This window comes from Pseudomonas sp. PvP025 (genome assembly GCF_017832155.1).
In the GTDB taxonomy this organism is placed as follows: Bacteria; Pseudomonadota; Gammaproteobacteria; order Pseudomonadales; family Pseudomonadaceae; genus Aquipseudomonas.
The window spans coordinates 889,101-903,995 of record NZ_JAFIBJ010000001.1; the positions used below are offsets into that span (position 1 = coordinate 889,101).

The 14,895-nt window shown below is 66.3% G+C and carries 13 protein-coding genes; 7 read left to right on the forward strand and 6 right to left on the reverse strand.

The features are described 5' to 3' along the window. Position 1: 1 nt before the first annotated feature. The gene (locus JOE32_RS03610; RefSeq protein ID WP_209981506.1) at positions 2 to 730 is read right to left on the reverse strand and encodes a helix-turn-helix transcriptional regulator; all 729 of its coding nucleotides are present in this window, start codon (positions 728 to 730) and stop codon (positions 2 to 4) included. A gap of 142 nt (positions 731 to 872) precedes the next feature. Here JOE32_RS03610 and JOE32_RS03615 point away from each other — a divergent pair, with 142 nt between their 5' ends. From JOE32_RS03615 to JOE32_RS03640, 6 genes are all read left to right on the forward strand, one after another. Next, entirely contained in the window at positions 873 to 2,246 is a 1,374-nt protein-coding gene (locus JOE32_RS03615; protein WP_209981508.1) for an MFS transporter, read from the forward strand. Positions 2,247 to 2,349: 103 nt separating this feature from the next. Beyond that, complete coding sequence (locus tag JOE32_RS03620; protein WP_245228957.1) at positions 2,350 to 3,690, forward strand: SidA/IucD/PvdA family monooxygenase; 1,341 nt, start codon at positions 2,350 to 2,352, stop codon at positions 3,688 to 3,690. Positions 3,691 to 3,706: 16 nt separating this feature from the next. Further along, positions 3,707 to 4,060, forward strand: coding sequence for a cupin domain-containing protein (locus JOE32_RS03625; RefSeq protein ID WP_057008863.1), 354 nt, complete (start codon positions 3,707 to 3,709; stop codon positions 4,058 to 4,060). Beyond that, a complete protein-coding gene (locus JOE32_RS03630; RefSeq protein WP_245228959.1) occupies positions 4,057 to 5,160 on the forward strand; it encodes an FAD-dependent oxidoreductase in 1,104 nt (367 codons plus the stop codon). The genes JOE32_RS03625 and JOE32_RS03630 overlap by 4 nt, the downstream gene beginning before the upstream one ends. A 4-nt stretch (positions 5,161 to 5,164) precedes the next feature. Continuing rightward, entirely contained in the window at positions 5,165 to 6,784 is a 1,620-nt protein-coding gene (locus tag JOE32_RS03635) for a methionine--tRNA ligase (RefSeq protein ID WP_209981512.1), read from the forward strand. Beyond that, entirely contained in the window at positions 6,777 to 7,889 is a 1,113-nt protein-coding gene (locus tag JOE32_RS03640) for an FAD-binding oxidoreductase (protein ID WP_209981514.1), read from the forward strand. The genes JOE32_RS03635 and JOE32_RS03640 overlap by 8 nt, the downstream gene beginning before the upstream one ends. A 15-nt stretch (positions 7,890 to 7,904) precedes the next feature. Here the strand turns inward: JOE32_RS03640 and JOE32_RS03645 are convergent, their stop codons facing one another. From JOE32_RS03645 to JOE32_RS03660, 4 genes are read right to left on the reverse strand one after another with little or no spacing between them, the layout of a single operon-like run. Then, entirely contained in the window at positions 7,905 to 8,351 is a 447-nt protein-coding gene (locus JOE32_RS03645) for a response regulator (RefSeq protein ID WP_209981516.1), read from the reverse strand. Continuing rightward, positions 8,348 to 10,675: an ATP-binding protein gene (locus JOE32_RS03650; protein ID WP_209981518.1), complete on the reverse strand. Its 2,328-nt coding sequence runs from the start codon at positions 10,673 to 10,675 to the stop codon at positions 8,348 to 8,350. The genes JOE32_RS03645 and JOE32_RS03650 overlap by 4 nt, the downstream gene beginning before the upstream one ends. After that, entirely contained in the window at positions 10,672 to 11,325 is a 654-nt protein-coding gene (locus JOE32_RS03655; RefSeq protein ID WP_209981520.1) for a response regulator transcription factor, read from the reverse strand. The genes JOE32_RS03650 and JOE32_RS03655 overlap by 4 nt, the downstream gene beginning before the upstream one ends. Further along, positions 11,322 to 12,500 carry a sensor histidine kinase gene (locus JOE32_RS03660; protein WP_209981522.1) on the reverse strand — a complete coding sequence of 393 codons (1,179 nt, stop codon included), beginning with the start codon at positions 12,498 to 12,500 and terminating at the stop codon, positions 11,322 to 11,324. Before JOE32_RS03660 ends, JOE32_RS03655 begins: the two co-directional genes overlap by 4 nt. Before the next feature lie 156 nt (positions 12,501 to 12,656). Between JOE32_RS03660 and JOE32_RS03665 the strand changes: the two genes are divergently transcribed. Beyond that, positions 12,657 to 13,175: an SgcJ/EcaC family oxidoreductase gene (locus JOE32_RS03665; protein ID WP_209981524.1), complete on the forward strand. Its 519-nt coding sequence runs from the start codon at positions 12,657 to 12,659 to the stop codon at positions 13,173 to 13,175. A gap of 828 nt (positions 13,176 to 14,003) precedes the next feature. Here the strand turns inward: JOE32_RS03665 and JOE32_RS03670 are convergent. Continuing rightward, entirely contained in the window at positions 14,004 to 14,876 is an 873-nt protein-coding gene (locus JOE32_RS03670; protein ID WP_209981526.1) for a formylglycine-generating enzyme family protein, read from the reverse strand. Positions 14,877 to 14,895 lie beyond the last annotated feature (19 nt).

Consider the following 14,895-nt stretch of genomic DNA (forward strand, 5'->3'; position numbering starts at 1 on the left):
ATCAGGCCGTGGTCAGGACGCGCAGCGGCGCTTCGAGATGGCGCAGGTGCTCAATCCCCAGGTGGGTCTTGAACGCACGCCAGCCGGCCACGGTGACAAACACGGCGCGGGTGCCCGCCTGCCGACGCAGCCAGCCCAGTTGGGTAAAGGTATCCAGCAGATGGCTGCCGAGCGGGCCGGCAATATGGTGCTCGCGCTCGGTCCAGTCCAGGCAACGCCGGGCCTGCACGTGGTCCTGAAAGCACGGTTCGCCGCTTTCCGGGTTCAGCGATTGCAGCCATTCGATGCCGCGCAGGCTCAGCACGTATTCGCGCTCGTTGCGCTCCAGGATATAGCCGCGCTCCAGCATGCCCTGGGTCACGGCCACACCGACCTGACCGGCCAAATGGTCATAACAGCAACGTGCGAAGCGCAGGTCATGGGCCGCGCGGTTGGGCAGGCTGCGCCACGAACTGGTTTGCGGGGACACCGCGGCCAGGCTTTCCAGGACATGGGAAACGTCGGGACCAGCCAGCTGATAGAAGCGATTGCGGCCCTTGGTTTCAACGGTGAGCAGGCCGCCGTCGAGCAATTTGGCCAGGTGCGAGCTGGCAGTCTGCGGCGTCACGCCGGCCGCATCGGCCAGGGCACTGGCCGACAGCGCACTGCCGTCGGCGAGGGTGATCAGGATCACGGCGCGCACCGGTTCGGCGATCAGGTAGGCGATGGATGAAATTTTAGGTTGGGTCATTCCCTTGAACTCCGCGCTGTGCCGGGTGATATCAGGGCCGAGGATGACACAAACACCAACACTTCGACACGCCTCGAAGCGTTTATCGGACAAAGCTGCTTATAGTCACGCCGCAATTATGTCGCCAGGGACACACGCAGCCATGGAACTCAGCACGCGCTATCAACGACAGGTACTGATCGCCACCAGCCTCAGTTATGTGGTCGTCATCCTCGACACCTCGATCGTCAACGTGGCGCTGGAGTCCATCTCCACCACCTTCGGTTCGGACATCACCGGGCTGCAATGGGTGATCAACGCCTACACCCTCACATTCGCCAGCCTGCTGCTCACCGGCGGCCTGCTCGGCGACCGCTTCGGCGCGAAAAAAATCTACGCCCTGGGCCTTGGCCTGTTCGCCCTGGCATCCGCGCTGTGCGGCCTGGCCACCGACCTGCCGGAGCTGGTCGGCGCCCGTGTGCTGCAGGGGCTGGGCGCAGCGCTGCTGGTGCCGTGCTCGTTGATGCTGATCAACAGCGCCTACCCGCAGTCCCATCAGCGCGCCAGCGCCATCGGCGTGTGGGCCGGCTGCGGCGGCATCGCCATGGCCGCCGGGCCTTTGGTGGGCGGGGTGCTGATCGAACTGTTCGGCTGGCGCAGCATCTTCCTGATCAACGTACCGATTGCCTTGATCGGCGTATGGCTCACCTCACGCATCCCGCACGCTGCGCCACTGGCGCCCAACCGACACCTGGACGTTACCGGGCAAATCGCGGCGATTATCGCGCTGGGCTCCTCGGTGGCCGTGTTGATCGAGGGCGCCAGGCTGGGCTGGAATTCCGAATGGGTCTATGCGGGCGTGTTCGTCGCGTGCATCGCCTGGTGTGTGTTCCTGGTCACCGAAAGCCGTCACAAGGACCCGATGCTGCCGCTGCAGTATTTCCGCAATCCGACCTTTTCCGGCGCGACTTTCCTGTCGATGGCCTCGGCCCTGGTGTTCTACGGGCTGTTCTTCCTGTTGAGCCTGTATTTCCAGACCCATCGCGGCTGGTCACCTTTGGAAACCGGGCTGGCCTTTTTACCCCTGACCGCCATGGTCACCCTCGGCAGTTTCACCTGCGGTCGCCTGACCCGTGCCTACGGCCCACGTGCCGTGCTGGTGGCAGGTTTCGGCTTGTACACCCTGGGCTTTATCGGCCTGTTCGCCCTGGCCGGTGACGCGCCGTACTGGCGTATCGCGCTGTGCTATCCGGCAGTCGGTTTCGGCGCGGGGATCATCACCCCGGCCGCCACCGCCGTATTGATGAGCGTGGTCGACCGTGCCAAGGCCGGCGTCGCCGCCGGCACCCTGAACGCCAGCCGGCAAAGCGGCTCGGCCTTTGGTGTGGCGATCTTCGGCGCCTTGCTCACCTCGGTGCAGCCGCTGGACGACGCCATCGAGGTCGCGGTCGGCGTCGCGATCGGCCTGTCGCTGCTGGCCATGCTGCTGTGTCTGCTGATGCTCAAGGCCCCGCTTGTGCAGACCGTGGAAAGTTGATGCACCACCACTTGTAACGGCATCAAGCCAACGCCCGGCACGCCTTCGTGATCATCGCGAGGCGTTGCTGCATCTGAAAACATCATCAATAGGGATAGTGATCATGAGTGTGCTCTCTGCAGCCGCAGTGGTAGACATGGCGGGAATCGGCATCGGTCCGGCCAACCTGAGCCTGGCGGCACTCGCCCGGCCCCATGCGGGCATCAGCTCGGCCTTCTTCGAGCGCAGCAGCGAGTTCCAGTGGCATCCCGGCATGATGGTGCCCGAAGCCAGGTTGCAGGTGCATTACCTCAAGGACCTGGTCAGCCTGGTCGACCCCTCCAACCCGCTGTCCTTCCTGGCCTACCTGTCGAAGAAAAAGCAACTGCTGAGCTTCATCAACGCCAATTTCGATCAAGTGCTGCGCCGCGAATTCAACCAGTACTACCGCTGGGCGTGCAGCCAGTTGCCCAACCTGCAGTTCAACCGCGACGTGCGTTCGGTGACCTTCGAAAACGGCCTGTTCATGCTCAAGGGCGATACCTGGATGCAGCCCGCGCGCAACCTGGTGCTGGGCACCGGGCAACAACCGTCGGTGCCGGCGTTTGCGCAGGCGCACTTGGGCGACACGCTGTTTCATGCCTCGCAGTACATGACCCGCAAGCGTTCGCTCAAGGACAAACGCGTGGTGGTGATCGGCGGCGGCCAGACCGGCGCCGAGATCATCCAGCACCTGCTGTCCGACACCAGCGCACTGCCGGCCAGCGTGACCTGGGTGTCGCGGCGCTGGAATTTCGCGCCGCTGGACGAGTCACCGTTTACCAACGAGCTGTACACCCCGCAGTACAGCGATCATTTCTTCGCGCAGCCCGAGGCCGTGCGCCAACCGCTGCTGGCCGAGCAAAAGCTGGCCAGCGACGGCATCTCGCAATCGCTGTTGCAGTCGATCTATCGGCGCCTGTACGAACTCAAGCATGTGCTGCATCACCCCTGTCAGGTCCGCCTGCTGCCAGGTCGCGAGCTCACCGCCGTGCAGCCCCGCGCGCAGCATTGGAGCCTGGCGCTGCTGCACGGGCACAGCCAGGCCCGTGAGGAACTGAACGCCGACGTCGCCGTGCTGTGCACCGGCTACGCCTACCAGATGCCGGCGTGCCTGGAAGCGCTCGAACCGCGCATCGCCCGGCGCAACGGCGAGTACGTGTTCAACCCCGACTACTCGGTGCAATGGGATGGCCCGCAGGGTTCGGCGCTCTATGTGCAAAACGCCGCGCGCAGCCAGAAAGGCATCGCCGACCCGAACCTGGGCCTGATCCCCTGGCGTTGCGCGCACATCATCAACAGCGTCAGCGGCCAGCCCCTCTACGACCTGGACGAGCCTGAAGCATGCGTCCAGTGGGGCGCCAGCGCTGCCTTCGAGGACGTCAGCGATGGGCGTTTCGATCGCCTCGCCGCCGTCGCCCACTAGACCCAGGAGTCCCGCCATGGAACCCATCACACTTCCCCCCAACGGCAACGCCCCGGTGATTCGCGAAACCGAGGAGCCCGTTGCGCTGCAAGGCGTGCACCTGTACCTGCACCACTTTTCCGGCCGGCTGACCAACGCGCCGATCCAGTCCTCGCGCTTCACCATCGAGCCCGGCTGCGGTACCGAAGAAGACAAACACGCGGTGAATGAAATCTGGTTTATCAGCGGCGCCGATCTGGAGGTGTATTACGACGGCACCTGGCACGCGGTAAAAAATGGCGGCAGCGTGTATTTCGAGCCGTGGCGCCCGCATTTTGTGCGCAATAACAGCACCACCCAGGCCCAGGTGTTTTCGGTGTGGTGGGCATGAGTCGGCAGGTTGATTTCGACCTGGTGATTGTCGGCGGCGGCATTATCGGCGCCTGGGCCCTGCACCACGCCGTACAGCGTTACCCGCACTGGCGGATCCTGCTGATTGACCGCTACCGCGTCGGCGACGGCGCCACCGCGCATTCGGCGGGCGTGCTGCTGGCCACCGGCAAGTCCGAGCGTGAGCGGCGCCTGGCCGGGGAGAGCGCCGGGCTGTATCGCGCGTTGCGTGACCGGCTGGACCTTCGCACCACCCAGGCGCCGGTGTACTGGCTGGCCCATCACGGGTTCACTGCCGATATCCAGCGCGCCGTGGTCGAGGCGCCCGTGCTGCCGGCCGATGTGTCGCTGCAGGCCCTCGGCGAACGTCTGGGCGCCGCGCTGAACCTGGGCGCCGACGAATGCCTGTCCAGCGGCGGCACGGCGGAAAGCTACGAGCCGCCGCTGGTGGCGCGCCTGCTGATCAGCCACAGCCTGGCCAGTGCGAATGTGCATTGCCTCGAAGGGGTCGGCGTAGAGGCCATCACCCGCACCGGCATCCGCCTCAGCGACGGCTCCCGCGTGCAGGCGCAACGCACCCTGATGGCCACCGGGCCGTGGGTCAGCGAGTCGCCCTTTGCCGCGATTGCGGCCGAGCATGGCCTGCGCGTGAAGAAGGTGGTGGCCCTGCATATCGACGGCCGGCCACCGGCGGATGCCGCGGCGCTGTTCCTGCCGCAATCGGACGCTTACCTGATGCCGTTGCCGGCGCGTAACCAGTGGCTGTTCAGCTTTCGTTGCGACGAGTGGGACGTGGCGCCACGCAAACACGCGCTGGAAATCAACGCCCACGACGTGCAGGTCGCCACCCGCACCCTGGCGCATTACCTGCCCGACCTGGTGGCGCGTTGCCGCGGTGGCCGGGTGTTCTGCGACAGCTACAGCCCCAGCGGCGAGTCGCAGGTCAGCTACCACCCCGAGCAACACCTGGTATTTGCCGGTGCCGGCAGCGGTGCGGGGTTTCGCCTGGCCCCCGGCATTGCCCGCGAAGCCCTTGACCTGCTCGTGGCGCACTGGCCCGACACCGCCGCTGCCACACCTTCCGCTGCCTTGATGGACTGAACCGATGACCGCCACTCCTGCGCAAACCTTCTTCCTGATGCCGATTCCGCCAACGCCCAACGGCCGCCTGCACCTGGGCCACATCGCCGGGCCCTACCTGCGCATGGACATGCTCGCGCGCTACCTGCGCAGTCAGGGTCACCACGTCGACGTGGTGTCGGCGGTGGACGGCTTTGACTCCTACGTGTTGTGGAAGGGCCTGCAGGAACAGCGCGCGCCCGAAGCCGTGGTGCGCGACTACCACGCCCGGATCGCCAATGACCTGCGCGCCCTCGACGTGCAAGTCGATGACTTCCTCGACCTGGTGCAGGGCCCGTATGCTCGCCAGCATGCCGCCAATGCCCAGCGCACGGTGGAGCGGCTGGTGGCGCTGGGCGTCACCGAAAACGTGAGCGAGCGCGTGCTGTACTGCCCTGGCACCCGGCGCTACATGGCCGGCGCCTGGCTGGTGGGCCAGTGCCCGTATTGCCAGGCCGGCGCCGGCGGCTACTTTTGTGAAGCCTGCGGCGCGCTGTTCCGCCCGGAAAGCATGCTCAACCCGCAGCCGCGCATGGGTGACAGCCCGCTGCAATGGGTCGAGGTCGAGAGCCTGTTCCTCAAGGTCGCCGACCCCGAGCAGTTGCTGCACCGCATGAGTGCCAGCGGCGCGCCGGCGTCGATCATCGAGGTGATTGCGCGCTTTTTGCAGCGTGAAAACGGCCGTGTGCGCCTCACCGCGCCGGGTGACTGGGGCGTGGCCTGGAGCGCGGACCGCTTCGGCAACCCACGGGTGCTGTTTGAGTCCGGCTGGGAATACGCGCTGACCTGCGCCGACCGCGCGCTGGAGCAAACCCCTGAGCACGGCCACGCGATGCTGCGCAGCAGTGCTGTGACCACGCTGGTCAGCTTCGGTATCGACAACGCGGTGTTGCTGCTGGCCGGCAGTGCGGCGGTGATGGATGCGCTGCAGGATCACCGGTCGTTCGATTACGTGCTCACCAACTACTTCTACAACCTGCAAGGCGCGAAATTCTCCACCAGCCGCCTGCACGTGGTGTGGGCGGCCGACATCGTCGACCACACCCCGGCCAGCAGCGACGGCGTGCGTTATTTCCTCAGCCGCGAAAGCCCGGAAAACGGCGAAACCAACTTCGCCATCGAAGCATTCATCGAGGTGGTCAACGTGGAACTCGCGGGCGCACTCGACAGCCGTATCGACCTGGCTCTGGCCCACCTCGATCAGCAGCGGCAGGCTATCGAGCCCGAGGGGCGCGTGAGCCTGGACGCGGCCGTCGAACGCCTGGCCCTCGCGTTCCGCCTGGACGCGGTCTCGGTGCGTGATGCCTGGGACGTATTGCACCAGTGGATGCAGTGCCCTGAACGCGACGTGACCGACAGCGCCCAGGCTTACCTGTGGCTCAAGGGCCTGGCCTACCTGGCGGCACCGACCATGCCGCGTGTGGCCGCCTACCTGTGGCAGCGGCTGGGGCATGACGGGCTGCCGAGCCTGCAGGGGTTGTACAGCGCCTCGACGCCTCGCGAGACCCGTGCGCCACGCCCGCGTTTCAAACCGTTGTCGCCCGCCAGCCTCGCACCCTGCCTGCCTGCCAGCGTGGTGCTCGACGGCGCTCGCGCCCATGCATGAGTCCGCCGACGTCATCGTCATCGGCGGCGGCACCACCGGCACCAGCGCGGCCTGGCACCTGGCGCGGGCCGGTGTGTCGGTGCGGCTGCTCGACAAAGGCGCTATCGCCAGCGGCGCGTCCGGCGCGTCGCCGGGGATCGTGCGTGAGTATTACGCCGACCCCGCCCTGAGCCGGTTGGCGGCACGCGGGGTGCAGGCGTATCGCGATTGGGCGCAACGCTATCCGGGCGCCTGCGGCTATCGGCGCACCGGTTTTCTCACCGGCATTGCGCCGCGCGAGCAGGCCGCGACCCAGGCCAATGTGGCGCGCCTGCACGGCCTGGCATGGCTTTCACCGGCGGCCGCACGTGACCTGATTGCCGACCTGCACAGCGACGCGCTGGCCGGTGCGGTGTACGAGCCCGACGCCGGCTATTGCGACCCGCGACAGACCGCGCAGAGCTTTGCTGCGGGCGCGCGCGCCCTCGGTGCGGTCATCGAAGAGGGGCGGGCCGTGCAGCGCATCGTCTGCGACGGTGGGCGGGTGATTGGCGTGCACACCGATCGCGGTTTTATCGCCAGCGCCCGCGTGGTCAACGCCGCCGGGCCCTGGGCTGCGCGGCTGGCCGCCGACTGCCAGGCGCCACTGCCGATCCACGCCACGCGGCAAACCGTCGGTATCGTTCAGACGCCCGGCGCGCATCCGCCCATGCCTGGCTACTGCGACCGCGACGCCGGGTTCTACCTGCGCCCTGACACGCCGGGCCGCTACTTCATCGGCTCATTGATCGCCAGTGAAAGCCAACCCATCGACCCGGACGCATTCGAGCGCAGCCTGAGCGATGCGAGCGTGTTGGCCCACCGCGACCGCGCCACGCAACGCCTCAAGCGTCTGCTGGATGCGCAACCTGTCGGGCACCGCGTGTCATTCTTCGACAGCACGCCGGACGGTAACCCCATCGTTGGCGCGGACCCGCGCATTGGCGGTCTGCTGATCGCCGCAGGGCTGTGCGGGCATGGCTTCAAGTTCGCCCCGCTGTTTGGCGAGGCGATTGCGCAATGGGTGGTGGAGGGCACGCTGCCTGCCGCGCTGGCGCCGTTCGCGCTGGAGCGCTTTATCGAGTGACCCGGCCGCCCGGCTTCAGCAACGTTGCAACAACGCAATCTGCTCGGCCGGCACCAGGGTACGCAGGGTTTTGTAGAGCGCGCGGGTTTCCAGCAGGTTCCATACCCGCAGCATGGTTTCCAGCGCGTCCAGCGGTTTGCTGATGAAATCCCGCGCGCCGAGGGCCAGGGCGCGCAGGCGCGTGTCGCGGGTGGCGTCGGCGGTGAGTACCAGGACCGGCAGGTACTCGCCGTGGGGGATGCGCCGGTTAAGCTGTTCGAGCACCGCAAAGCCGTCGAACTGCGGCATATGCAGGTCGAGAATCACCAGGTCCGGCTCGAAGCTGTTGAACAGCTCCAGGGTGCGCAGCGGCTCGGTGCTGCTCAGCACATTGGTCAAGCCTTCGCGCGCCAGCAGTTGCTCCACCAGGTCAAGGTTGGGGCGTTGGTCGTCGATAATCAGAATGCGCAGGTCGAGGTTCACGCGGGCTCCGGAAAATACTGGTCGAGGTGGGCGAGAAACGCAGGCACGTTGATCGGTTTGTTCAGCACGGCGGTCGCGCCGGCGTGCTGCAAGGCCGTGCGGGTGAGGTCGCTGGCATCGGCGGTGAGCATCAGCACCGGCGTGTCGCGGGTCAGCCGCGCGCGGCGCAGGCGTTGCAGCACCTGCAGGCCGTCGATGTCGGGCAGCGATACGTCCAGCAGAATCAGTTGGGGCGCATGCTGCGCGGCCAGGTCCAGCCCGAGCTGGCCCTGCATGCTCGACAGCAGCTTGATGCCCGGCCTGCGCTGCAGCAGGGTTTCGATCAGCGCCAGGCTCGCAAGGTTGTCTTCGATACACAGCACCTTGCCGTGAATCGCCTGCGTGCCGGGCGCAGGGCGGGCCGACCGGGCGTCGCTGATGGCGGCGTCGGGACGTTGCGCTTCCTGCACCCTTACCAGCGGCAGCTCCAGGGTAAAACGCGAACCGATGCCGGGTTGGCTGTGCACCTGCAGGGTGCCGCCCATCTTCTCCAGCAGGCTCTTGCTCAGCGCCAGGCCCAGCCCGCTGCCTTCGACGGTCGGGTCGGCGCCCAGGCGCTCGAACGGCTTGAACAGTTGCCCAAGGTGCTCGGCCGCAATGCCCTTGCCGGTGTCGCACACCGACACGCCGATGCGTTGGCCGTGCAGGTTCACCTCGATGCTCACCTGGCCGGGGCGCAGGTTGTACTTGATCGCATTGGACAGCAGGTTGAGCAGCACCTGGGTGAGACGTTGGCGGTCGGCGACGATGCCCAGGTCGGGGGCGAGCGCGGGCAGTGGCTGCAACTGGATGCCTGCGTCCGCCGCCATCGGCGACACCAGCGTCAGGCACTCCTGCAGCACCCCGGCCAACGGCAATGGCTCGAGGTTCAGCGGCAGGCGCCCGGCTTCGATCTTGGCGATGTCCAGCACTTCATTGATCAGCGTCAACAGGTGTTGCCCGGCGCGCAGGATGTGGCCGACGTTGGCTGTGTGCGCGGCCGGCGCGTCCATCTCCAGCAGTTGCGCAAAGCCCAGGATCGAGTTGAGCGGGGTGCGCAGCTCGTGACTCATGCGTGACAGAAACTCACTTTTGGCGCGACTGGCGCGTTCGGCCTCTTCGCGGGCGGTGCGCAGGGCGATTTCCGCCGCGCGGCGGTCAGTGATGTCGCGCGTGATCTTCGAGAAGCCGCGCAGGGCGCCGGTGCTGTCGTACTGCGCGGTGATCACCACGCTGGCCCAGAAGTGCGTGCCGTCCTGGCGGCAGCGCCAGCCTTCTTCGCTGTAGTCGCCGTTGCGCGTGGCTTCGCGCAACGCCATGGCCGGGTGCTGCGGGCATTCCTCGGGCAGGTAGAACAGCGAGAAATGCTGGCCGATGATTTCCTGTTCGGTGTAGCCCTTGATGCGCTCGGCGCCGTTGTTCCAACTGGTGACGTGGCCCGCTGTGTCGAGGGCGAAGATCCCGTAGTCCTTGACCCCGTCGATGATCAGCCGCAAGCGCTCTTCGTTGTCGCGCAGCGCACGCTCGCGCTCGGACAGCAGCAGGCCGGCCTCCACCAGGCGCGTGCCCAACTGGCCGATTTCATCGTGTTCCGGCGGTTGCGGCAGCAGCGGGTGACCCAGCGCCAGGCGCTGTGCGTTGCGTTGCACGTTCTGCACCCGGGCGACGATGCCCTTGGACAGAAACAGCACCGCGACGATGGCGCCGAACAAGCCGCAGACCGCCGCCAGCCAGGTCGACAGCAGCAGGCGCTCGCGGGTTTCGGCCGCGGCCTTGCTGCGCTCGGCCAGCAACGAATCTTCCAGCCGGAGCATGGTGCTGATGTGTTGGCGCAACGCATCGAGGATGTGCTTGTTGCTGATCAGAATGGCGCTGATCGACTCCGCTGTGGCCTCGCGGTCGTTGAGCATGGCTTCCAGGCCGTCGACCTTGTGCGCGATCAGCGGCTTGATTGCGTTGAGCTCTTCGCGCACCCGTGGGTCGCGCACGTTGCTGTCGAGCCTGTGCAGCGCCGATTCGATCTGCGGGCCGGCCGTGCGGTAGCTGGGCAGGAAGTCCTCGCGGCGGGTCAACAGGTAACCGCGCACGCTGCCCGCCGCTTCGGCCAGCAGGGTGTGCACGGCCTGGATATCGCGCTGCACGCGCAGCACCCGACGCACGTCCTCTTCGGCGTGGGCCGTTTGGCGCTCGGTGATGTAGATCAGCACCAGCGACAGCAGCAGCACCACCAGTGGCAGCGAAATCACCAGCAGCGCCTTGCCGCGCAACGGCAGGTCGGCCCAGCGCTGCGCCTGCAAGCGCCTCATGCCTGGGTCACCAGGCCCAGGGCGATGCCGCGCACCGCCGCCTGGGTGCGGTCGGCGGCGCCCAGCTTGCCGATCACCCGCTCGACATGGGCCTTGGCGGTGCCGGTGGTAATCCCCAGCTGCGCGCCGATTTCGCGGTTGCTCATGCCCGTGGCGACCAGGCCCAGCACCTGGCGCTCCCGGGGTGTGAGGTGTTCCGTGGGGGCTGCGCCGCCGGCGTTGCGCTCGGCCATGCGCCGCAGCAGGCGGGTGCTGACCAGGCTGTTGAGCGCTTCGCCGCCGGCGGCCACTTGCTGCAGGGCGGCGATCACCTCGTCACGGCTGGCGTCCTTGAGCAGGTAGCCGACGGCACCGGCATTGATCGCCGCTTCCAGGTGGTCGGGGCTGTCGTCCATGGTGAACATCACCACTTTCAGTGCCGGCAGGCGCTGTTGCAGCAGGCGCGCCGCACCGAGGCCGTTGAGCACCGGCATGCGGATATCGAGGATGACGATGTCCGGCAGCAGTTGCTCGCACAGATCCACGGCCTGCTGACCATCGCGCGCCTGCCCGACCACCTCGAACTGCGGGTGGCCGGCCAGCAGGGCGACAAAGCCGGTGCGGGTGACTTCATGGTCGTCCGCGAGGACCAGACGCAGTACATCGCTCATGGGCAGGTTCCATTGAAGTGGGCAGGCACGCTGGCCTGCAATCGGGTTCCGCCGTCGACCGTACTGACGCAACTGAAGCGCCCGCCGAGCAGGCTGGCACGCTCCTGCATGGTGGCCAGACCCAGGTGCTGCGCGTCATCGCGCGGCTGCCCGACGGCAAAGCCCCGGCCGTTGTCGTCGACCCGCAGAGCGGCTTCGCCGTCACACAGCTCCAGGGCCAGTTGCACCTGGCTGGCCTGCGCGTGCTTGAGCACATTGTTGATCGCCTCCTGGCCGATGCGGAACAGGGCGATCTCCACCTGGCTGGGCAGGCGCGTGTCGCAGTGCGCCTGCCAGACCACGCGCACACCGGCATCGCGCAGACGGTCGGCTTCCTTGTCGAGGGCCTTGAACAGGCCGAAATCGTCGAGCACTACGGGGCGCAGGCCGGCGATCAGTTGCCGGCCTTCACCGACCGAGTGCTGGGCCAGGGTCAGGATGGCCTGCAGGTCGGTGGCCAGGGCGTCGGGCAACGGCGGGCAGCGGCCGGCGAACCCTTGCAGGCGCTGATGCAGGCCGGCGAGGGTCTGCGCCAGGCCGTCGTGCAGGTCGTAGGCCACGCGTTTGCGTTCATCCTCCTGGGCGTGCAGCAGCCGGTTGACCAGCTCGGAGAGGTGTTTGTCGCGGGCCTTGAGGGTGGTCAGCAGGCGGTCGTTTTCCAGGTGCGCGGCCAGCAGGGTGGCGAGCAATTGCAGGGATTCGGCGTCTTCATGGTCCGGCGCGCGCAGGCTCACGCTGTTGCCCAGCACCAGCACGCCAAAGGTGCCGCCGTCGCTGCCGCGCAGCGGCACATGCAGCACGCTGGGCAGCGCCTCGCCCGGCAGTTCCTGCCAGTACGGCGTGCGCCGGCCGCGGTCGGCGAGGGTCGCCAGACGGGCGAGGTGGGCCGGGTTGCCCTGGCGGGCAGTGGAGTGGGCGACGCCCCTGGCGTCCCATTCCTGCAGCAGCCCGTGGTCCATCGCCAGAAACGCGCAGGCCCGTGCCAGTACGCGTTCGCGCATCGCGGCGGGGGCCAGTTGGGCCAGTTCCTGCCCGGTGTCGACCAGCAGGCGCAGGCGCGCGGTGCGGCTTTGCGACTGCCTGAAGTGCGCGCGCATGGCCAGCGCGCTGGCAGGGTCGTGAGGCGTGTTGTGCATGTTGAATGCTCAGGGGCGCGAGGCGGCTATTAGACCTCGACGGGCACCCTGGGCGCTATCTGCCATATGGCATAGGCAAATGCCCCCGGTTGGCCGATGGCGGGAGGAGGGCGGCTTGGCAAAGTGGGCTCAACGAACATCACCGGAGCATCGCAAATGAAATCCAGAACCGCCGCCCTCGCCCTGTTGTTTGCCTTGAGCGCACCGCTTGCCCAGGCTGCCGTCACGGCCCCTTATGTGTACCTGGACGTGGCCCAGGCGCCTGTCAATGTGAAGGACCGTGAGATTGCCGGGCTGTTCGACCTCTGGAACAGTGCGTTGCAGACCGGCGATGCCAAATCGGTGGTCAAGTTGTACGCGCCGGATGCGGTGTTGCAGCCGACCGTGTCCAATCAGGTGCGTACCACGCCGGATCAGATCAGGGATTACTTCGATCACTTCCTGGCGCTCAAGCCGGTGGGGCAGATCAACTACCGCGAGATCCGCCAACTGGGCAGCAATGTGGCGATGGACAGTGGGGTTTATACCTTTACGTTGACTAAGGCCGGTGGGAGCAAGCGGCAGGTGCAGGCGCGGTATACCTTTGTTTATGAGCAGGTTGAGGGGGAGTGGAAGATTCTTAATCATCATTCTTCGGCGATGCCGGAGGTGCAGGTTCGGCATGCCAGGCAGTGAGGGTTGGGTTGGTTTTGTGTACATATCCGTTGGTGGGGTAACGGCTGATATGGGTTCCGCCCTTACGGCGGGTCACTTTTGGAAGGACCCAAAAGTAACCAAAAGGTCCTCGCCCCAACACTTGGTGCCTCGCCTAGGCTCGGCATGCCCTCACGCAGGCTTTGGAGCGTGGGCCGCCGCGATGGGCCATCCATGGCCCAGCGCGGCTAACCCGGCGTCCTGCCGGGTTACCCACGCTCCAAAGCCTGCGTTCGGCCAGCGTGTTTGACGGGGCGCCTCAGATCAAGATCAAGAGCGCGGCGGCCTTAGAGCCGACCGGGGTTGTCTGCCGTACGCTGTACAAACTGTGGGAGGGGGCTTGCTCCCGATGGCTGAGTGTCAGTCAGCTTATTTTTAGCTGACCCACCGCTATCGGGAGCAAGCCCCCTCCCACAGTTGATCTCCATTTGTCTGTCGGATATCACACTGCCTTTGATCTGCTCTGGCTCTGGCTCTGGCTCTGGCTCTGGCTCTGCTTTGGCTTTTGATCTTGATCTCAAGCGCCCCGTCAACCACGCTGGCCGCACGCAGGCTTGAATCCGTGGGTAACCCGGCAGGACGCCGGGTTAGCCGCACTGGGCCATGGATGGCCCATTGCGGCGGCCCACGGATTCAAGTCTGCGTGCGGGCACACCGAGCCTAAGCGAGGTGCCGAGTGGTGGGGCAAGAGCCCTTTTGGTTACTTTTGGGGCTCTTTTCCAAAAGTGACCCGCCGTAAGGGCGGAACCCATATCAGCCATCACCAAAAAACGGATATGCCCCCCAAAAAAGCGCCCAACCAAACCCTGATCAAAGCTCCCGCACAACCCTGAACCCAACCCAATCCCCACGCGTCTGCGGGTAAATATTGTTCCGATTCCCCGACCGCGAAAACACCGGTGCCTCGCCCCAGTCATTACCCCGAATCTGATACCCCTCACAGTTCGGCTCCACCCACGCGCTGCCATCGGTGGGCGCGCCGATGTAGTTGGGATGTTCGCAATCGGCAACCCGCTCATACACATTGCCATGCATGTCATACATGCCAAACGCGTTCGGCGGGTAGCTGCCCACCGGCGACGAATAGCTGTAGCCATCCGCCGGGCCATAGGTGTTGGCGTGCCGGGCGATGCTGTAGCCCTTGCCTTCGTCGAACGGGAAGGGGAACGGTCCGGTGGAGCCGGCGCGGGCGGCGTATTCGCGTTGCGACTCGCTGACCAGGTGGTAACGCTGGCCGGTTTTTTTCGACAGCCAGCTCACGTACTGCCTGATGTCGTCCATGTCCATGCACACCGCCGGCTGACGCGGGCCCTGGGGGTAGCGCGGCTTGCTGGCGATGCATTCGCGGCCGGGGCGGGTGTCGCCGTCGGCGATCTTCACACCGCTCTGGCGCAGGTAGCTGTCCCATTCGCCGGCGGTCACCTGAAAGCGGCTCATGGCGAAAGGCTTGGCAAAGGTCACCTCATGCATCGGGCCCTCGTCGGGCTCGCGGCCGACTTCATCGTCCGGGGTGCCCATGGTGAAGGTGCCGGCCGGCAGCACCACCATTTCCGGGCAGTCCTTGCAGTCCTTGAACACTTTGCCCGGTTGCGGCGTATCGGCCCAGGCCAGGCTGGGCAACAGCGCGCCGCACACGGCAGTCAACGCCAGTGCCGTCAGGGGGTTGAGTTGGAATGGAGTCATGTGGGCATCTCGTTCAAAG

Coding starts and splice junctions, on each gene's coding strand:
- JOE32_RS03630 (WP_245228959.1), top strand. CDS start 4,057: ATGAGTCGGCAGGTTGATTTCGACCTGGTGATTGTCGGCGGCGGCATT.
- JOE32_RS03620 (WP_245228957.1), top strand. CDS start 2,350: ATGAGTGTGCTCTCTGCAGCCGCAGTGGTAGACATGGCGGGAATCGGC.
- JOE32_RS03610 (WP_209981506.1), bottom strand. CDS start 730: ATGACCCAACCTAAAATTTCATCCATCGCCTACCTGATCGCCGAACCG.
- JOE32_RS03625 (WP_057008863.1), top strand. CDS start 3,707: ATGGAACCCATCACACTTCCCCCCAACGGCAACGCCCCGGTGATTCGC.
- JOE32_RS03670 (WP_209981526.1), bottom strand. CDS start 14,876: ATGACTCCATTCCAACTCAACCCCCTGACGGCACTGGCGTTGACTGCC.
- JOE32_RS03665 (WP_209981524.1), top strand. CDS start 12,657: ATGAAATCCAGAACCGCCGCCCTCGCCCTGTTGTTTGCCTTGAGCGCA.
- JOE32_RS03615 (WP_209981508.1), top strand. CDS start 873: ATGGAACTCAGCACGCGCTATCAACGACAGGTACTGATCGCCACCAGC.
- JOE32_RS03635 (WP_209981512.1), top strand. CDS start 5,165: ATGACCGCCACTCCTGCGCAAACCTTCTTCCTGATGCCGATTCCGCCA.
- JOE32_RS03655 (WP_209981520.1), bottom strand. CDS start 11,325: ATGAGCGATGTACTGCGTCTGGTCCTCGCGGACGACCATGAAGTCACC.
- JOE32_RS03650 (WP_209981518.1), bottom strand. CDS start 10,675: ATGAGGCGCTTGCAGGCGCAGCGCTGGGCCGACCTGCCGTTGCGCGGC.
- JOE32_RS03640 (WP_209981514.1), top strand. CDS start 6,777: ATGCATGAGTCCGCCGACGTCATCGTCATCGGCGGCGGCACCACCGGC.
- JOE32_RS03660 (WP_209981522.1), bottom strand. CDS start 12,500: ATGCACAACACGCCTCACGACCCTGCCAGCGCGCTGGCCATGCGCGCG.